The 17,101-nt window shown below is 54.2% G+C and carries 15 protein-coding genes; 8 read left to right on the forward strand and 7 right to left on the reverse strand.

The annotated features are described in order from the left end of the window. Nucleotides 1–94 precede the first annotated feature (94 nt). The 3 genes from K239x_RS22290 to K239x_RS22300 all read right to left on the reverse strand — a co-directional run bounded on the left by K239x_RS22290 (nt 95) and on the right by K239x_RS22300 (nt 1,855). Complete coding sequence (locus K239x_RS22290; protein ID WP_145420569.1) at nt 95–610, reverse strand: DUF8051 family protein; 516 nt, start codon at nt 608–610, stop codon at nt 95–97. Continuing rightward, nucleotides 603–1,379: an acetolactate decarboxylase gene (locus K239x_RS22295; RefSeq protein ID WP_145420570.1), complete on the reverse strand. Its 777-nt coding sequence runs from the start codon at nt 1,377–1,379 to the stop codon at nt 603–605. The genes K239x_RS22290 and K239x_RS22295 overlap by 8 nt, the downstream gene beginning before the upstream one ends. Nucleotides 1,380–1,441: 62 nt before the next feature. Beyond that, nucleotides 1,442–1,855, reverse strand: a complete 414-nt coding sequence (locus K239x_RS22300; protein WP_145420571.1) for a hypothetical protein — start codon at nt 1,853–1,855, stop codon at nt 1,442–1,444. 139 nt (nt 1,856–1,994) lie between these two features. On the opposite strand from K239x_RS22300, the gene K239x_RS22305 reads away from it, so the two are divergent. Both K239x_RS22305 and corA read left to right on the forward strand, forming a co-directional pair. Beyond that, nucleotides 1,995–2,651 (forward strand): hypothetical protein, encoded by a 657-nt coding sequence (locus K239x_RS22305; RefSeq protein WP_419189273.1) that lies wholly within the window; start codon nt 1,995–1,997, stop codon nt 2,649–2,651. A gap of 258 nt (nt 2,652–2,909) precedes the next feature. Then, complete coding sequence (gene corA, locus K239x_RS22310; protein WP_145420572.1) at nt 2,910–4,070, forward strand: magnesium/cobalt transporter CorA; 1,161 nt, start codon at nt 2,910–2,912, stop codon at nt 4,068–4,070. A 195-nt stretch (nt 4,071–4,265) separates the two neighbouring features. On the opposite strand, the gene ftsH is transcribed toward corA, so the two are convergent. From ftsH to ppsA, 3 genes are all read right to left on the reverse strand, one after another. Further along, entirely contained in the window at nt 4,266–6,209 is a 1,944-nt protein-coding gene (gene ftsH, locus K239x_RS22315) for an ATP-dependent zinc metalloprotease FtsH (RefSeq protein WP_419189274.1), read from the reverse strand. A 4-nt stretch (nt 6,210–6,213) separates the two neighbouring features. Then, nucleotides 6,214–6,708, reverse strand: coding sequence for a hypothetical protein (locus K239x_RS22320; RefSeq protein ID WP_419189275.1), 495 nt, complete (start codon nt 6,706–6,708; stop codon nt 6,214–6,216). Nucleotides 6,709–6,833: 125 nt separating this feature from the next. Beyond that, nucleotides 6,834–9,254 carry a phosphoenolpyruvate synthase gene (ppsA, locus tag K239x_RS22325; RefSeq protein ID WP_145420573.1) on the reverse strand — a complete coding sequence of 807 codons (2,421 nt, stop codon included), beginning with the start codon at nt 9,252–9,254 and terminating at the stop codon, nt 6,834–6,836. Nucleotides 9,255–9,667: 413 nt separating this feature from the next. Between ppsA and K239x_RS22330 the strand changes: the two genes are divergently transcribed. From K239x_RS22330 to K239x_RS22345, 4 genes are all read left to right on the forward strand, one after another. Next, the gene (locus K239x_RS22330; protein WP_145420574.1) at nt 9,668–9,979 is read left to right on the forward strand and encodes a hypothetical protein; all 312 of its coding nucleotides are present in this window, start codon (nt 9,668–9,670) and stop codon (nt 9,977–9,979) included. Between the two features lie 899 nt (nt 9,980–10,878). Then, on the forward strand, nt 10,879–12,690 hold the full coding sequence (locus K239x_RS22335) for a purine-cytosine permease family protein (protein ID WP_419189276.1): 1,812 nt from the start codon (nt 10,879–10,881) through the stop codon (nt 12,688–12,690). Further along, the gene (locus K239x_RS22340) at nt 12,687–14,174 is read left to right on the forward strand and encodes a mannitol dehydrogenase family protein (protein ID WP_145420576.1); all 1,488 of its coding nucleotides are present in this window, start codon (nt 12,687–12,689) and stop codon (nt 14,172–14,174) included. Before K239x_RS22335 ends, K239x_RS22340 begins: the two co-directional genes overlap by 4 nt. A gap of 102 nt (nt 14,175–14,276) precedes the next feature. Continuing rightward, on the forward strand, nt 14,277–14,645 hold the full coding sequence (locus K239x_RS22345; RefSeq protein WP_145420577.1) for a hypothetical protein: 369 nt from the start codon (nt 14,277–14,279) through the stop codon (nt 14,643–14,645). 154 nt (nt 14,646–14,799) lie between these two features. Here the strand turns inward: K239x_RS22345 and K239x_RS22350 are convergent, their stop codons facing one another. Then, nucleotides 14,800–15,459, reverse strand: a complete 660-nt coding sequence (locus K239x_RS22350; protein WP_145420578.1) for an IS3 family transposase — start codon at nt 15,457–15,459, stop codon at nt 14,800–14,802. A gap of 857 nt (nt 15,460–16,316) precedes the next feature. On the opposite strand from K239x_RS22350, the gene K239x_RS22365 reads away from it, so the two are divergent. Beyond that, a complete protein-coding gene (locus tag K239x_RS22365) occupies nt 16,317–16,643 on the forward strand; it encodes an ArsR/SmtB family transcription factor (protein ID WP_145420580.1) in 327 nt (108 codons plus the stop codon). 81 nt (nt 16,644–16,724) lie between these two features. Further along, nucleotides 16,725–17,093 (forward strand): arsenite efflux transporter metallochaperone ArsD, encoded by a 369-nt coding sequence (gene arsD / locus K239x_RS22370; protein WP_145420581.1) that lies wholly within the window; start codon nt 16,725–16,727, stop codon nt 17,091–17,093. The last annotated feature ends 8 nt before the right edge of the window (nt 17,094–17,101 follow it).

A 17,101-nucleotide genomic window follows, 5' to 3' on the forward strand; every position in this document is an offset into this window, starting at 1 on the left:
ATGTAAACAGACGCACAGCTGCGTTTAGAGTTACCCACCGGTGACCAATGAGAGATTGCGTTGGATCTCAAGCGTTGTTTACAGGCATAGCATCTCAGCCACGCATCGCAGCAAGCGTCGCAAAGACGACGACTCCTGTACCAATGATCGACAGCAGGATGAGTGCGACGACGGTTCGCCAGCCGATCGATGTCGTGACGCCACTCGCAGTTCCCCTCGCCAACTTCGCATGGAAAACGGACAAGCCCATCAGCGGAATCGACAGGATCGTACCGATCACTTCGATGGCCAATAGAAGCGGCGGCATCGGGTCGGGTGATTTCGGAAAGACGTTTGCCAAGTCCAGCACGTAGATCAGGAAATAGCACCAGCCGATCAGCACTGACGCCCAGTAGGCTAGCGCGGAATCACGGCGGACCAAGAATGCCGCAACCACGCTGGTGATCCCCAGCGTGGTTAGGAAGACGTTGAAAGCCGCTAGGATTACAGGGTCGATATGAGAGAAGCCTCGCGTTTCAATCGGCCCGCCGGGCACCAGGCTTGCCAACAATGCAAACGACGCAAATAACAACAGCGGCAATGAGATTCGGCTCAGAAGTGGCTTATCCATCGCTCTGTTTTGGCAGCATAAGTTTAGCCCCTGCGGCGAGACCGACTTTTTCGATGTGACCGGTGAGAAGCAGCCCTGTCTTTTCGTCTTTGAATAACAGATGCACGTGTGTGGATGTGGCCGGATGGGTCAACTTCCCAACGGCATCCTTTGCGTAGACCCCGACGAGCGAGCCGGTGACCGTCGCAAGATTACTCTCGAATGGTTGCTGCTCCTTTGGCAGATCAATCTTCTGCATCCGAGCGTGAATCGGGCACGCGCCGTGAATGACATGCAGGCGAACATCGGTGAATTTGCCTTCTACTGAGAAGAGGAAGGGCTTGTCAGTGTTTAGGCCAGCCGCCGAAGCCGAGTCTGCGACGAATTTATCGAAGTCCCTTGGGCCAATGTGGTTAGGAACGGATCGCCGTGTCCATGCTGGAACATAAGCGCCGACCAACATGGTAGCCTTTCGTCTGCCATCGGCGTCTGGGAGCACGGCAAGTTGACCTTCGGAATCCACGCCGGTCATCGTGACTTGTCCGTCGCGAATTGTTACTTCGCCTGCGAGTCCTTCCAACGCAGCTACCCCATAAAAATGGGGCTGCTTCGTAAGCTCGCTCAACTGCACTCGACCGTGATCCTGCTTCTTCCCGATCGCTTCGTGCATCGTTCCGTGCTGGACAACGGAGCCGTCCCACGGTTTGTCCGCGAACGCTGTCGCGAATAATCCGCCCAGAATCGCGATCGGTAGAGCTGATCTTGCTAGGAGATTCATGTGACTTCGCATGGCTTGTTTCCTTCGTGCTTTGACTGTCTAGGTAAATTCTTATTGCGACTGAACCGGTCGCCTTACATCGGTGCTTCCAATGCGGCCTTCAGGATCGCGACCTGTGCCATCGCAGTGTGGTGATGCTTTTTGATGCGTTCATGGGATTCGTGCTGACGTTGGTGAACGTCCAATTGTTTGGCGTGTTGGTCACTTAACATTTCATCCAACTCGGTGTTGGAACCATTCTGCAGACTGGCCGCTAAATTCTTTTCGTGATACTCAAGCCTTCCTTCGAGCGACGCGACGGAATCGGCGTGCTGGTCCAGCGAAGCACCATGTTCATTGATTTGCCGGAGGGCCTCTTGCAACTGTGCGACGGCGGTGGAGTGTTCTGCTCGCCAGTTTTCGATGTCGTCTTTCCAGCACTCGACGTCGCTGTGCCAATGTCGGTGGTCGGCGTGCGATTCGGCGGCCGTTTTCAAACTTATGGTCATTGTTCTTGCTCCTTGAGTGTGCGTTAAACGGGTTGCTGATTCGTTCGATAACGCAAAATGCATACCAAACGGAACCGAATTCGCATGGTCACCTCGGTGCCCTAGTCGTTCTTTCACTCCAACCATTCTGGTTCACACGATGCCCATGCAACTTGACCAGCTTCTCGAAGAGATTCACGAACTCGAAAGAGCCGTCGCAGAAAAAGTTCAGCAAACGAAGAAGGAGCTGACCTATGAGATTGCCCACGGGCGGGCAGTTTTTGGTGAAGATGTGCGTCGGCGTCACAGGGCAATGGCCAAGCGGGCTTGGCGGACGATTCGTGAGTCTTCGTTTCTGACGATCGCGACCGCACCGGTCATCTATGCGCTACTGATCCCGATCTCGATGCTGGACCTCTTTGTCAGCGTCTATCAGTGGATTTGCTTTCCGGTTTATCGGGTTCCCCGTGTTGCACGTAGAGAATACGTCGTCGTTGATCGGCAATCGTTGGCATATTTAAACGTGATCGAGAAAGTGAACTGTGTCTATTGCGGGTATTGCAATGGTGTGTTGGCGTTTGCACGCGAGGTCGCTTCGAGGACCGAACAGTACTGGTGCCCCATCAAGCACGCTCGACGTGCCAAAGGCTGCCACAACCGCACGTGCTTGTTTTGCGAGTTCGGTGATGCAGAAGGCTACGCTGAAAACTTGCAGGACCTGCGGAAACAGTTCCGCGACCTGGAGCCCCCCAGCAAGACTGGCACACAAAATGGAACGTCGATTGCGAATATCCGCCGGACTTCGAGACCACTGTGACTGATTCACCTAAACCGGCAAGAAGAGCTGATAGGATTGATCCCGGTCAACTTCTAACCAACCTAGTCGACGTTTCTCTTGAACTCGCTCCCCATGCGCAGTTTGTACTGTCGGGCTAATTCACGTGGCCTCACTCGTTCGCAGCACTTTCGATGGAGACAGCAAAAGCAAGTAGAAATGCAACGACTGTGACGGATTGGATCACTGAAATAAACTCAGGCCGCTAAGGTTTTCACCAACAGACCCGCTTCGATCGCAATGACACGCACAAAACATCACCGCCGACGAAAACCGCCACGAATTCAAAAACGAACGGCGCCTGGTTCTGTACCGGGTCTTGTCAGCGTTTGCCAGCACGCTGAAAAATCGTCAATTCAAGCGATTAAGTTTTCGGAGACGCACCTTATTGAAAAGGAACTCGCAAGCGTGGCGGAGGCCAAGAGTTTTCTTGACGAGCAATCGGTGACGTGGATCAACGTCCACGGCCTTGGCGATGCGGAAACATTCCATCAGCTCATCGAGCTTTTTGGTTTGCATCGGCTGGCACTGGAGGACGTGGTCAACACACACCAGCGTCCCAAAGTTGAAATGTACTCCGAGCATCTATTCATCGTTCTGCGAATGGTGTCGTTTGCAGAGCATCTCGAAAACGAGCAGGTCAGCGTGTTCTTGGGCAAGAACTATGTTTTGACGATTCATGAACGGGATGGTGACTGTTTTGAACCCGTCCGTACGCGTCTGCGAGAATCTCGCGGGCAGATTCGAGGATTGGGGCCGGACTACCTTGCCTACGCGCTAATCGACGCGATCATCGACGGCTACTTTCCCATGGTCGATCACTATGGCGAACGAATGGAGCAACTTGACGACGACATCACCGCGGGTCATTCCATGAATACGATGGACATCATTCACAACCTGCGGAGTGATCTGATGGCACTGCGGCGAGCCATTCGCCCGCTTCGCGACGCGTTGAACCAAATCAAACCCGATGACCATTCGATGTTTAAGAAGGAGACGCACTACCATCTTCGCGATTGTTACGACCATACGGTTCAGATCATCGACTTGCTGGACAACTACCGCGAACTCTGTGCAAACCTGCGCGACTATCACATGTCGATCGTCAGCAATCGGATGAACGAAGTCATGAAAGTCTTGACGATTACCGGGACGATCTTCATCCCGTTGACTTTCATCGCGGGCATCTACGGGATGAACTTCAACACCAATCTGCCTGGCAACATGCCAGAACTCAATTGGCCCTATGGCTACCTGTTTGCTTGGCTGTTGATGCTGGCAATCGGGCTTGGGCTATTGGTGTTCGTCTGGAGAAAAGGCTGGCTCGCGTCGACGGAGAGCGGATTGAGTGGAAGCGGATTGAGTGGAAGCGAAGAGCATAGGAACGAAAACACGTGAGCGATTCTATTTGCGCGGCGGTCTCGTTTGCTAGTGGACGAGCCTGCGAGCAGAATGGCGAGACTCAGCCGATGGCGCTAGCCACGGGCCCCGAAAAGGCCAGCGTCCGCGACGCAAGGCCCGCGGCTGGCGCCGTCGGCTCACAGCTTGACAGATCTTCACCATTTCATGGCACGCGACAGTACCTTAAATCACTCAAGTAGCCGCGACGAATTCTTCTTCAACAAGCTTGCGAAACTGAGTGGCATCGAGCGTTTCGGTGCGGAGCAGTTCTTGGGCGACGCGGTCGAGCTGTTCGCGGTGATCGTCCAAGATGCGTTTGGCGTCTTCGTAAGCAGTCGCGAGCAGCTGTTTCACTTCCGCGTCGACGTGATCGGCTGTGTTTTCACTGCAATCCAGTCCGCCGGCATTAAACTGCGAATCGCTTAAGAAGACGTTTTCCCGGCGACCGCAATGGGTTAAACCGACGGAATCACTCATCCCGTACATGCATACCATCTGGCGGGCCATCGCCGTTGCTCGCTCCAAGTCGTTTTCGGCTCCCGTGCTGATCTCTCCGAACTGCACCTCTTCTGCCGCTCGGCCTCCCAAGAGTCCCTTCAGTCGATCGAGCAGCTCAGCCTTCGTCATCATGAACTTTTCGTCCGTCGGCAGTTGCAACGTGTATCCCAACGCCGCTTTGCCTCGGGGCACGATGCTGATTTTGTGAACGGGATCGGCGTGATCGCTGTAGTTGCCGACCAGCGCGTGTCCGGTCTCGTGGTAGGCAACACGTTCTCTTTCCTCGGCGTTCAGACGTCGACTCTTCCGTTCAGGTCCGGCGACGACTTTCTCCACCGCTTCTTCTAGGTCCTTTCGCGTGATGATCGGCGATTGGTGACGGGCACTCAGCAGAGCGCCTTCGTTCATTACGTTGGCGAGGTCGGCACCGGAGAAACCAGGCGTCTCTTGTGCAATTCGTGACAAATCAACATCATCGGCCAGCGGTTTGTTGCGAGCATGAACGGCCAAGATTGCCTTGCGGCCTTCCAGGTCGGGTGCGTCCAATACCACTTGACGATCAAACCGCCCGGGACGCAGAAGTGCTTTGTCCAAAACATCGGGCCGGTTGGTTGCGGCTAGCAAGATCACACCCACGTTGGCTTCAAATCCATCCATCTCAACGAGCAACTGATTCAGCGTTTGTTCGCGTTCATCGTTGGTCGTCCCGACATGAACACTTCGTTGGCGACCGATCGCGTCCAGTTCATCCAAGAAGATGATGCACGGCGTGTTGGAGGTCGCCTGACGAAAAAGGTCACGGACTCGCGAAGCTCCGACACCGACAAACATCTCGACGAAATCGCTGCCACTGAGTGAAAAGAACGGCACTTTCGCCTCGCCCGCAACAGCCCGCGCCATCAGCGTTTTGCCCGTTCCCGGAGGCCCGACCAACAGCACGCCCTTGGGAATCTTGGCACCAAGTTTGGTGTATTTGTCGGAGTTTTTTAAAAAGTCGACCACTTCTTCCAGTTCGTACTTTGCTTCGTCGCAGCCCGCAACGTCTGCGAACGAAACGCCGGTGTCCGTGTCCGCGACCAACTTTGCCTGACTCTTTCCAAAACCCATCACGCCTTGACCGACCGATGCCATGCCGCGAGCAAGGAACGACCACAGAACCAGCAAGACGCCGATGGGCAGCACCCATGACATCAGAAAGCCGGACAAGAAACTTGGACGCACGCCCGTGAATTCGACGTTCGCTGCTTCCAGTTCTTCGACAAGGTTTGTGTCGTCGATGCGAATCGTGCGAAACTGAAACGTCTCGGGCTGGTCGCTCTTTGCGTCTGACTTGGGCTTCGGCTCGGACTCTTTCGGATTCACTTCCGCAGTCAACTCCGACTGCCCCGCCTCCGATTTATCCGATAACGCGGCGACTTTCGCAGTACCTATGATTTCCGTATCACGGATTTCACATTGCGTGATCGCTTTGGCAGCCACATACGTCTTGAACTGGCTGTACGGAATTGTTCGCGTGCTGGCTGCGTTGAAGATGTCTTGCCACAGCCACAGCATGACCATCGCCATCATGGCGAACCAAAGCATGGAGCGCCAATCCAATTGCGGTTTCTGCGGCGGCTGGGTGTCTGGCTTATCCATCTTGCTAATTCCGTTCTCGCTTCAGTTTGTCCAGCTCATCGCGTTCCGATTCACTGAAGTACAGCGGCAGGAAAGGCAACTGGATTAGCAGCATCAAAAAGAACAGGGCAGCCGCTGCCGCTCCAACGATCTGCCAGTCGAACAACGATGCCGCAACGATAAAGGCCCCGATCGCGAGCACGCCGATCACCTTCATCAGCGTCACGATGCCAACGGTCTCGACATCGGCTTCTAATTCTTCGCGACTCAGTTCCTTTTCACCATCACTGCACAGGTTTGATGCCCGAGAGCGATATTCAAGGTAGTTCACAAAGGCCAGCACCGCGTACAGGAATGGAATTGGAATCGCCGCCAAGTAGGCCACTTCACGAAAGAAGAAAAGACACACCACGGTCGCGATTAAAGCCAGGGCAAGCAATGCCCGCACTCCGGTTCGAAAATGCCGCGAAACAACGTGAGCATCCGATTCGTGTGACAGGGCACGGGGGTGCGTTTCCATGGGATCGCCTTCGAGTGAATTGAGGTGATTGTGAAAGTGAAAATTTTGCGTAGTGGACGAACGAACGAGTTCCTGGAGCAAGAACGTCTTGATAGAACTTGCACTCTTATCAACCGCAATGAAAACTATTGCGTGCTCATTTGCTGTTCGACTTCCAGAACGTGCATGGTTGTCTTCACGACCGCATCGGGTGTGAGCGACATGCTGTCGATGCCTTGCTGCACCAGGAACTCAGCAAACTCGGGATAGTCGCTTGGTGCTTGGCCGCAGATACCGATCTTGGCTCCGTGGGCCTTCGCGGTTTGGATTACCGACGCGATGGAACGTTTTACCGCTTCGTTATTTTCGTCAAAGACGTGTGCAACGATTTCCGAGTCGCGATCAACGCCAAGCGTCAACTGAGTCAGGTCATTGGATCCGATCGAAAATCCATCGAAAATTTCAGCGAATTGGTCGGCCAGAATCACATTACTTGGAATCTCACACATCACATAAATCTCCAACCCATCCTGACCGCGAACCAAACCGTACTTGGCCATCTCTGCTTGGACTTTACGGCCTTCGTCGACCGTCCGGCAAAACGGAACCATTAACTTGAGGTTGCGCAGCCCCATTTCTTGGCGGACCTTCTGAACGGCTTTGCATTCCATACCGAATGCTTCGCGGAATTGCTCTGAGTAGTAGCGAGACGCACCTCGAAATCCGAGCATTGGGTTCTCTTCCCTTGGCTCATAGGCTTTTCCACCAACCAAGTTTGCGTACTCATTCGTCTTGACGTCACTCAAGCGAACAATCACCTCCTTGGGATGAAACGCTGCCACGATCATGGCGATGCCCTCCGCTAACCGATCCACATAGAACTGCGGCTTGTCTTCGTATCCTAGCGTCGCTGTGTCGACTGCGGCTCGCGTGGCACTGTCAAGTTGTTGGTAGTCCAACAGGGCCTGCGGATGCACTTTGACGTAAGTACTGATGATGAACTCTTCACGAGCCAGGCCGACGCCATCATTCGGAATCGCGGACAAAGTAAACGCTTCGTCGGGCGACCCGATATTCATCATCATTTTCGTCTTTGGTCGCTGCAGTCCGCTCAAGTCAAGCGTCTCGACTTCAAACGGCAACTGTCCTTCGTACACAACGCCTTCATCCCCTTCGGCGCAGCTGATCGTCACTTGCTGCCCGTTCTGCAACACTTCGGTGGCATCCAGGGTGCCAACAATCGCAGGAAGCCCCAGTTCACGACTGACGATTGCGGCGTGACAGGTTCGGCCACCACGGTTCGTGATAATGCCAGCGGCCCGCTTCATGACTGGTTCCCAGTCCGGGTCGGTTTTGTCCGTGACCAGAATCTCGCCATCACGGAACTCGGCAAGCTGGTGAACATCGTGAATCAGACGGACCGGCCCCGCGCCAATCTTCTCGCCAACGCTGCGGCCCGTTAGCAGTCGCGACGATTTCTCCTTCAGGTGGTATCGCTCATGAGTGTTCGCCGACTTCCGCGACTGTACCGTTTCGGGCCTAGCTTGCACAATGAACAGCTCGCCGGTTCGTCCGTCCTTGGCCCATTCCATGTCCATCGGACAGAGTGCGCCTCGCAATTGGCTGTAGTGATCCTCGATGTCGCATGCCCAACGCGCCAGCTGAAGAATGTCGTCATCACTGAGAGCAAACCGATTCGCCTGGTCGGGAGACACGGGAACGTTCTTCGTCATCTTGCTGCCGCCAGCGTCGTAGACCAACTTCATCGCCTTCGACCCGATCGCTTTCTTCAAGATCGGCCGAAAGCCTTCCTTCAAAGTTGGCTTGAACACGTAGTATTCGTCCGGATTCACGCTGCCTTGCACCACGTTTTCGCCCAATCCATACGCGGCGTTGATCAGTACCGCATCGCGAAAGCCGCTTTCGGTGTCGATCGAAAACATCACGCCGGACGTTGCCAAATCAGACCGCACCATTTGTTGAACACCGATCGAAAGCGCGACCTGCATGTGGTCGTATCCGTGGCTTGCGCGGTACGAGATCGCTCGGTCGGTAAACAGTGATGCGTAGCAGCGACGGCACGCGTCCAGCACTGACGCCTGGCCACGTACGTTCAGGTACGTTTCTTGTTGGCCCGCGAAACTTGCATCGGGAAGGTCTTCGGCAGTTGCGCTGCTGCGAACGGCGACATCCGCGAGTTCGTGTCGTTCTTCGCAAAGGTGATGGTAGGCTTCGACGATTGCGTGGGACAGCGAATCGGGCAATGGCGTATCCAGGATCATGTGCCTGACAATCATGCCGTGATGCTGCAGGCTACCGATGTCATCAACATTCATCCCACTGAGGACTTGCGAGATTTTGTCGTCGAGGCCCATTTCCTCAAGGAAGGTACGGTATGCCGACGCAGTTGTGGCAAACCCGTTCGGGATGCGAACGCCGCGTGGCGTCAATTGCCGATACATTTCCCCTAGCGAAGCATTCTTGCCGCCCACGACCGGGACATCGTCCATGCCCACTTGATCAAACCAACGAAGCAGATCGGTACTTGTTTCAACGGCGGCGTTCATTGGAAATCTCTTGGCGAAAAGGAGACAGGTACTTTTGATCGGATGCGATCCGGCTGGGGAATTGCCGTGATGAAACCGAGTTACGCAACGAGCGTGCCAATGAGTGAAATTGAGGCAACTTGCACCGAAGCAACTTCCCGAAACACCGCCACGGGGCAGGTTTGGCTCCGAAGTATTACTCAGGGCGAGATACGTCGATCCTTCATCGCCCGCATATGCCCAACGTTCTGATGATGTGAGCTGTATCGCACACGCCCTAGCGCATAGAAGTAGCACGCCGTATCGAGCCCCGACGGGCAGTGAGCAGATCCGCTGACTGGATAATCAGCTTGGCATTGCAGTTGCTGTTTATCTCTTCAATTGAATGCGACGATCGTCGTCCAAACATCAACCAACTGAGGAAAGGCAGAACAATGTTCGATCCATTTGTCCAAGCTGAATGGCAAGAATTGTGCGAGCGTCTGAACAAGTGTGCGAAGGGAATCGCACGAGACTCCGACAAGCAAGCGGACTTCGTGCAAAAAACCGAGAAGTTTGCGGACCAGCCCGCGCCCGAGCGATACCCCGAACTACTGGAGAGAACCGCTGAAGCAGCGCGACTGGCCGTTGAGTGGCAAGGCACGCGAAATGCGGCTTTTGCACACGACGACGCGTTGGTGGATGAAGCCGGTGACGAAAGCTTTCCAGCTAGAGATCCACCGACATTCAGCCACGCTCATGCTTAAAACCGCAACCAGCCAGCTAGAAACAAAGCGTCTTCAGTCGGACGCTTCGATTCTCAGGGGCATTTTGTAGCCGAATACGAACTGTAGGCGCCAAGCGGTATCAAAGATAATCGCTAGTGCTATGAAGAGACGTTCCCGAAAAAATTTCCCGTTTCGGTGGCAGCATCGGTTGTTGGATCGTGATATTGGTCGCAGCGTGTGTGCGGTTCAATAAATTCCAGCCGCATCAAACGCTTGAGGCCCAAGATCAATGGCGGGCCGAGCTTGCTGAAACGCGAGCAGCGAATCGTAGTCGCTCGTATCGAGGAAATGGCTGAGTCCATCGACTGTCCGGTGAACACACTTTGGGCCTCACGCTAAACCTCGAAAGTAGCCATCACGACGTCCGCCGCAGTACCTTGTTTTGAGCGCGTTGCAAGCGGTACCAACCCCGCTGCTGGCAGCGATCGAGACTTCAAATCTCCGCACGCGAGCACGCACGATGTTTTCCAGTCCAGTCCAGCGCATCCGTTCTGCTGGCTTGGATTTCCTTTGCTGATTTGATTCAATCGCCATCGGCTGCGCCGTTGATGCTGGCAGACAATTACTCGTGATGCAGCGGACTGAACAGACTTGTCGCCTCATCCGCTACACTAGCGCGTCAAGCTCAAGGCTATTGATTTGCCTCTCTCCACAAATGCAGAACTGGTGACCAGCGGCAAATTTCGCGAATCCCGCGCTGACGGTTGCATAACGGTATTGAAACTGCTCATTTAAGGTAGAGAGGGGCTTGAGAAGCCAGCGGACGAGGTTGTGTGGAAGCATTCGGAGGCGTCGTGCGGAAGCACTCTGGAACCTCGCCTATTACATCCCATGATGATTACACGCCGATGCAACCACAACGCAAATCGAATGTCTCTATGAAATCCAGCTCGCCTGCGATCGCCGAAATGAACCCGGAGCAGTTGCCCATTCCGGAACACAAACTGCACGGTTGGACGCATTTTGCTGGGTTGTATGCAGGCGAACACGTGGCGGCGACGGAGTTCGTTATTGGCGCCACGTTTGTTGCGTTGGGGGCAACGACGATCGACATTTTGATCGGGCTGCTGGTCGGAAACATTCTTGCAATCCTAAGCTGGACACTGATCACAACACCGATCGCCGTGCAAACTCGGCTCAGTCTCTATACGTATTTGCACAAGATCGCCGGCGACTCGATGAGCGATCTGTACAACGCAGCCAACGTGCTGATCTTTACGGTGATCTCCGCCGCGATGATTACGGTGTCTTGCACGGCGGTTCGATTGCTATTCGATATTCCCGCCCAACTGCAGTGGTATCCCAACAACGGCCTGTTCGTGTTGGTCGTGCTCGGCGTCGGCATGATCGTGGTACTGGTGGCGATGTACGGGTTCAATGCCGTGGCCGAATTCTCGGGACTATGCGGACCGTGGCTCATCGTCATGTTCATCAGCGGTGCGCTTGCCCTGTTTCCAGCGCTTGCCAACGCGGTCATCGGACAGACACAACTAACCAGTTTTTCGGACTTCATTACCATCGGCGATCAATCCATTTGGACGGGAGTCAACAGCGCAGGCAAACCCGGCATCGGATTATGGGAAGTGATTGGGTTCGCTTGGGCAGCTAACACGATCACCCACTTCGGACTGATCGACATGGCATTGCTGCGATACGCCAAGAAAACCGTCTATGGACTGTGCACAAGTGCTGGCATGTTGTTCGGCCACTACATCGCGTGGATCGCTGCGGGCATCATGGGCGCGGGCACGGCGGTATTGCTGAAATCGACGATCACTGAACTTGACCCCGGCGATGTCGCCTATCGAGCATTGGGATTGTCCGGCTACGTGATTGTGATCGTTGCTGGATGGACGACGGCCAACGCCAACCTATACCGCGCTGGCTTAGCCGCCCAAGCCATCTTTCATCGTCATTCGCGAAAACAGGTCACCTTTACCGTCGGCGTTGTGACCGTGGTGATCGCGTGCTTTCCGTTTGTCTACAAGCAGATTCTGCCGCTGTTGACTTACGCGGGGCTGTTGGTCGTTCCCGTCGGTGGAATCGTGTTTGCGGAACACTTCATCTTTCCGCGAATCGGGCTGACTCGATACTGGTCCAAGTATCGCGAGCTTCGCAGTGGACGAAGTAACGAGTCTCGTACAGAAGAACTCGCGGAAGAACTCACGACCTCAGCTACCAAAATGCGACTCGCCGACAAGCTTGCGACGGCGAACAAAGCTGCGATTGCCTCGTGGGTCATCGGCCTGGTGTTCGGGTTTGGGCTGAACTATTTGCAAGTCATGTCGTTCTTCTACCTGTTCCTTCCGACTTGGGCTTTCACGATCGTTCTCTACACGTTCCTGGCAAGTCGATCCGGCGCGGTGGAAACCTATCCGGCTGAAGAAGCGGCCGAACAAGAATTGAACGAAGCCATCAAGGAATTCCAATCAGAACAAGCCCGTACGGAAGGGACGCTGGTTCACGACGATTCGGCAATGTCGAAAGTTCTACATGGCGTCGCTTGGGTTGCGTTGGCGGTCACATTGGTGCTGGCTTTGATCACGATGTTCGCCAGTGGCGATATGGCTGCGTACGAACGCAATGTCGGCGTTTTCTACACCTGGGGATTCATCTGCACGATCGTTTACTTCGGTTCGTCGTACTGGGCTTTGCAACGCACGAAAAATCTCAACCGAGCACACTCATGAACACCCCAATCAAGCTAAATCAATACAACATCTCGCAGCTCCCCCGCGAGATCAAGCGTCCGACGTACGATCGCAGTCGGTTGATCACGGGCATTGTTCATGTCGGTGTGGGCGGGTTTCATCGGTCACATGAGGCTTTCTATACCGACCTACTGCTTCAATCCGGAGACGTTTCGCAGTGGGGAATTTGCGGCATTGGCCTGCGTGAATCGGATCGCCAAATGGCAGCCATTCTGAAGGAACAGGACTATCTCTACTCGTTGATCGTCAAGCATCCCGATGGCAACGTGGAAACAAAGGTGATCGGATCCATCGTCGATTTCCTGCTAGGTCGCGACGATCCGGCGGCAGTCATTGAGCGGATGGCTGCCCCAGAGACAAGAATCGTTTCGTTGACGATCACGGAGGGCGGCTACAATGTGGATCCGGCCAGCGGCGATTTCGATGCAGCGAACTCCGACGCCGTTCACGACCTGCAAAACCCACAGCAACCGCGGTTGGTGTTTGGCTACCTGACCGCAGCGTTGCGGTTGCGACGCGAGCGTGGGCTGCCAGCATTCACCGTGCAGTCGTGCGACAACATTCAGCACAACGGAGACCTGACTCGCAAAATGCTACTCGGCTTTGCACGGTTGCAAGATGCTGACCTTGCGAATTGGATCGAAAACGAAGTCTGCTTTCCCAACGCGATGGTGGATCGGATCACGCCCGTCACCACGTCAGAGGACGGCGAGTATCTGAAGAGTCAATTCGCGGTGGATGATGGCTGGCCAGTCACTTGCGAACCGTTCTGTCAGTGGATCATTGAAGACAACTTCTCAAACGGACGCCCCGAATGGGAAAAGGTCGGTGCTCAATTCGTCACCGACGTCACACCGTACGAGAAGATGAAACTGCGGTTGCTCAACGCCGGCCATTCAGTGCTGGGCCTGCTAGGTTCCGTATTCGGATACCAAACCATTGACCAAACGATCAGCGACGATCTCTTCGCAGCTTTCTTGCGAGGGTTCTTCGATGACGAGGCCACGCCTGTGCTGGATGCGGTCGAAGGCATCGACTTAGACCAATACAAAACCACACTGATCGAACGGTTCAGCAACCCCAACATCAAAGACAGTTTGGCGCGCATTTGCCTGGAAAGTTCGAGCAAGCTCCCCGTTTTCTTGCTTCCCACAATTCGCAAGAACTTGGAACAAGGCGGCCCCATCGACCATGCAGCCCTCGTCATTGCCGCTTGGTGTTACTACAGCGAACATCACACCGACCGCCACGGAAACGCCCTTGACATCGTTGACGAACAGAAGGCCGCACTGAATGCAGCAGCGAAAAAGACATCCAACGACCCACTCGCCTTCATCAAGCTCCAGTCCGTGTTCGGCGATCTGGCCGAGGACACTCGTTTCGCCGAGACCTATGAAGGCTTAGTGAAACAACTCTACAGCGACCCAGACGTATCGATCCTGATGCGACAGGTTTCCGGTTGAGATCAAAGGATGAAAGTGGATTTCGATGGCATCACCTAGGACGCGCAGAACGAGTGGCTGTACTTTGCACCGCTGTACGGCAAGAAAATTTACCGCGTCCCAATGAAAGCGATCGCGGATCAGTCGCTATCGCAAGACGAATTGGCAGCCACCGTGGAGACGTTCAGCGACAAAGTCAACAACGGCGGGCCGTCGATCGACACGGCAGGCAACATCTATATCTATTCGACCAACGTCGAAAGCCACAGTGTCGGTTTTGTGTCGGCAGGCGAGAAGGTGTATTTGCTGTTGGCATCTGACAATCGAATGCTGCGGCCAGATGGAATCAGTTACAACCACGATGGTTACATGTGTGTTTCGGCCGCCCAAGTCCACTTGGGCGCACCGTTCAACGGCGGCACAGACAAAACATCAAAGCCGTTGTTCATCTTTCGTTTTAAGCCCAAGGCACCCGGAATCATCGGACGCTAAGGTACAACCCTGCTAGAAATAGTTGCGGGAAAACCATGGGCCAGAACGCTGTTGATTGCTCCGAAATGCTGTTACCGTTCACAAGCTACGCAGGAACAACCATGCCCCAAAAAGTCACCATGTGAGGTGGCCCACGCTTGACGGGCGCCATTCCTTAAGGATTGAGGTTCAGCTCGAAGCGGTTTGGTGACAGGTAATCTATTGATGAATGTCGACGAATCGTATTGAAGTAGTTGATGTATTCCCGGATTTCTTTCCTCGCCTCTTCGAAGGATTGATCTGTGCTCATTTCCAGTTCGGTTTTGAGGGTTCCAAAACAAGATTCCATGAAGGCGTTGTCGTAGCAGTCTGCCGCACGACTCATGCTCTGTTGCATTCCAGCGCGATTGAGAATCTTGCGATACTCCTTCGCCGCGTATTGGCCTCCGCGATCGGTGTGGTGAATCATTCCGGCCGTTGGCTGGCGTTGCTCGATGGCTTGCTTCAACGCTTCAATGACCAGTGGTGCATCCATGCTCAAGTCGAGTGACCAGCCGACGATTTTCCTTGAGTAGAGATCCGTCAACATCGCTAAATGGGCGAACTTGTTTTGCAAGGCGATGTAAGTGATATCGCCAACCCAGACCTGATTAATGCGGTCGACTTGAACCCCGCCGAGTAACAGATTGTCGTTGTAGCCAAGCCAGTGTTTACTTTGAGTTGCCCTTGGTTTGAATGACTTGGGCTGGATGGCGAGGAGACCCATTTGATCCATGTTTTCACGGGCTTTGAGACGACTAAAGGATACGCCTCTCGATTGAAGTTCTATCGCTATCCTGCGCTCGTCATAACGTCGTTTGTGCTAAAAAAAGATGTCTTGAATCATCGGCTGAAGGCTTTGGTCTTGTTGCTGAGGGAGGTTGGGCGAGGCATGCTTCCAGTCGCAAAACGCACTCCGCGAAACTTCCAAGAGTTCGCAAAGATGCGTCACTTCAAATTCACTTGGGGACAGCTCGAAAATCACGTCGTAAATTCGAGTTACTCTGGTTGGCTTAAAATGCCAACGCTTTTTTTTGAAATATCACGTTCTCGTTGAGTGCTTCGGATCTCGTCGCGAAGCTGTCGAGCGACTCTGCAACGGGCCTCCATCGGCCACTTGCTCAGCTTTCCACGGATACACGAGATTGGTATTTCCACTGCCCAGATTCTCTGATACCGAGCTTGCCCAGTAACCATCCAAGAGCATTGCAACGGCTTGCTGCTTGAAGTCCTTCGTGAATGTGCGACGAGTTTGGCGAACTGTTTTGCGTTGCTCTTTGGCCATCGCGGCCCTCCTACGTGTCAGCTTCCAAGCCTGTAATCTTAGAGGTTCGCGCGCCCGTCAACCGTGGGCCACCTCATGTTGTCTTCATGCAGGGTAAGACAGGTTTTCTTGCCTTGCGTTTTTGGGTCCGCTTGCTTGTGCGGGTAGGGTTCGTTCGCAGGTCATCGACGCACGGCTTCTTGGTATTGCCGGTGTCTGTTTTGCCACGTGTGAACAACAGCACGTTGGTCGTCGCGCCCTGGCCTGACGAAAACGATGGGCGTGGGCGATCGGTCGCGAGCGATTTGTTACGGGCTAGGATTTTTGTTGTTGACGACTGCTTGCATGGCCGATACCCTTTATCGTAGATGAACGATAAAGGAGCCTCGATGGCGAAACGAACTACCAAGAAATGCTGCGATTCGACGCCGGTGACGCTAAAGGCGGATCCGACGACGGAGGTATTTGCCAAGCTGGCTTGGGCGATTGCTCATCCGGCACGCGTGCAGATTGTGCGGCTTTTAATCGGTCGAGAAGCTTGTGTATGCGGAGAGATTGTTGATTGTCTGCCGTTGGCGCAATCCACTGTCTCGCAGCATCTGAAGATATTGAAAGAGTCGGGGCTGATTCAGGGCGAGGTTGATGGGCCGAAGGTTTGTTACTGCATCAACCCGGAGCGACTTGAGCAGCTCAAAACACTTGTTGCGGCGTTGTAGACGTTTTTTTGAAACCGACTATCGTTAATCGGCGATCAACGATTTCCGAGGTCGTGAGCTAACACTTGAGAGGGAATTGAGATGAGCAAAGTTGAAATTTATGACAAAGCTATGTGCTGTTCGACCGGCGTTTGCGGACCGCAGGTCGATCCCGTGTTGCCAAAGTTTGCCGCTGATTTGGATTGGTTGAAATCACAGGGCCACTCGGTCGTTCGGTTCAACTTGTCACAAGATCCAGCAGAGTACGCCAAGCACGACCGCGTCAAACAAATGTTGGCTGATGAAGGCGTCGAATGTTTGCCGTTGGTGATCGTCGACGACCGAATCGTTAGCCGGAGTGAGTACCCGTCCCGGGAGAACCTTGCCCTGTGGACCGGCACGACACCGAAAGCCGGTCTGCCGATGGCCGATGGCGGTGGCTGTTGTGGTGGTAACTCAGGCTGCTGTTAACCATTTGA

It is taken from the genome of Stieleria marina (genome assembly GCA_007741555.1).
In the GTDB taxonomy this organism is placed as follows: Bacteria; Planctomycetota; Planctomycetia; order Pirellulales; family Pirellulaceae; genus K23-9.